This window comes from Streptomyces sp. adm13(2018) (assembly GCF_008042145.1).
Lineage (GTDB): Bacteria > Actinomycetota > Actinomycetes > Streptomycetales > Streptomycetaceae > Streptomyces.
This window is the reverse complement of the sequence record NZ_RDBH01000171.1, coordinates 1-1,777: the sequence shown is the minus strand read 5'-3', so window position 1 is coordinate 1,777 and position 1,777 is coordinate 1. Positions and strand designations below refer to the sequence as shown.

The 1,777-nt window shown below is 76.7% G+C and carries 3 protein-coding genes; 2 read left to right on the top strand and 1 reads right to left on the bottom strand.

Annotated features, from left to right (window positions below):
- A partial coding sequence (locus tag EAO70_RS35125; protein WP_148006865.1) for a helix-turn-helix domain-containing protein occupies positions 1 to 535 on the top strand: 535 nt, incomplete at its 5' end.
- Positions 536 to 581: 46 nt separating this feature from the next.
- Here the strand turns inward: EAO70_RS35125 and EAO70_RS35120 are convergent.
- On the bottom strand, positions 582 to 1,187 hold the full coding sequence (locus EAO70_RS35120; protein WP_148006864.1) for a hypothetical protein: 606 nt from the start codon (positions 1,185 to 1,187) through the stop codon (positions 582 to 584).
- 164 nt (positions 1,188 to 1,351) lie between these two features.
- On the opposite strand from EAO70_RS35120, the gene EAO70_RS35115 reads away from it, so the two are divergent.
- Positions 1,352 to 1,777 (top strand): helix-turn-helix domain-containing protein (locus tag EAO70_RS35115; protein WP_148006863.1); only part of this gene is annotated, 426 nt, incomplete at its 3' end.

Here is a 1,777-nt window from a genome sequence, read left to right as displayed (position 1 = left end):
GGGTGCGAAGACGGACGGCGTGAGGGCGGACGGCGTAGGGGCGGACGCTGCGAGGACGGACGGCGTGAAGGCGGGCGGCGGCGGGCGGGACGGCACCCCCGTGGCCGTCCGCCTGCTGCTGCCCGCCTCCACGCCCGTCACCGAGCAGCCCGGCTGGACCCTCGGGGTCGCCGCGCCCGCCGCGGCCGACGAACTCGCCGCGGCCGACGCGCAGGCGGCCCGCGCCCTGCGCCGGGCGGAGGCCACCCGCGCGCCCCTGGTCCGCCACCGCCCGGGCGGACTCGCCGCCCTGGTGGACCCGGACGAGGCCGCCGCCCACGCGCGCGCCCTGCTCGGCCCCCTCACGGAACCGCTCGGGGAGACCCTGCGCACCTGGCTGTCGCTGCACGGCAGCTGGGACCGGACGGCGGTGGCCCTGGACGTGCACCGCAACACCGTCCGCCAGCGGATCACCCGCTGCGCCGCCCTCCTCGACCGGGACCTGGACGACCCGGACGTGCGGATGGAGCTGTGGTTCGCGCTCGGGTCCCGCTGAGGCGCGGGGGCTCCGCGAGAGCCCCGGCGCCTCGGCGGGACGCGTCTCAGTAGAGCTTGTTCACCGCGGTCTTCGTCGTCGTCTTGAAGGCGGTCAGCGGGGCGTCCTTGAAGTCGCCCAGCTGGCCCCAGCGGACGAAGGTGACCGTCTTGCCGTCCCGGCCCACCGAGAAGAGGTGGATGTCGGTGCTGCCGATCTGCGGGTCGGCGGTGTCCAGGCTGTAGACCCAGGCGCCCTCCTCGACGGCGACCTTCCCGTGCGCGGCGCTGACGGCCTTCAGGCCCGGGTTCTGCTTCTGGAGCAGGGGGCCGCAGCCGGCGAGGGACGTGCGGAGGGTGTCGACCAGCTTCACGGCGTCGGCCTCGGTGCGGGACACGTGGGTGATCTGGACGCCGTTGGTGTCGAGCTCGGTGCTGAACTCGCGGTAGCGGGAGTTCTGCGCCGGGATCTTGTACGGGGCGCAGAGGGCGCCGCCGTTCTCCGGGACGCCGGCGAAGACCTGGGTGGCGGTCCACGGGGTGGCCGACGGCGGCATCTGGGAGGCGGCGAGGAAGGCGGGCTGCGCGGCGGCCTGCGCCGGGCCGGTGGCGAGGGCCGCGAGGCCCAGGGCGGCAGCGGCGGCGGTGGCCAGTGCGGTGCGGAGCTTGTTCATGGTGGTGGATCCCCCGTCGGGTGGTTCGGTCAGTGCTCCACCAGCGTCGGGCCCGGCGCCCGCCGGCCGCAACGGTGGCACGCCCGTCCTCCGTCCCGGAACCATTCCACCCCCGCTGACGTGCAAGGACGTGAAGGGTGGGACGCAGGGTCGAGGGGGATGGAATGCCGAAGGAAGCCGCCGTCGAGGAGTTCGCGGGGCTCGTGCGCGCGCTGAAGGCGCGGGACGGGCGGAGTTACGAGGCGCTGGGGCGGCGCCTGAGCGTCAGCGCGTCCACCCTCCACCGCTACTGCTCCGGCGCGACCGTCCCGGAGGAGTTCGCCGTGGTCGACCGTCTCGCCCGGCTGTGCGGGGCGGACGAGGAGGAGCGGCGGGCCCTGGAGGCGGCCTGGACCCGCGCGGACGACGTCCGCCGCCCGCCCGTGCCGGAACCCCGCGCGGCACCCGCGCCGGAACCCGCGCCGCAACCGCGCCCGGAGCCCGAGCCCGGCCCGGACCCCGCGCCGACGCCCGGCTCGGAGCCGTCCCCGGCGCCCGGCCCGGAGCGGCAGACGGAGTCCGGCCCCACGCGGGAACCCAGCCCCGATCCG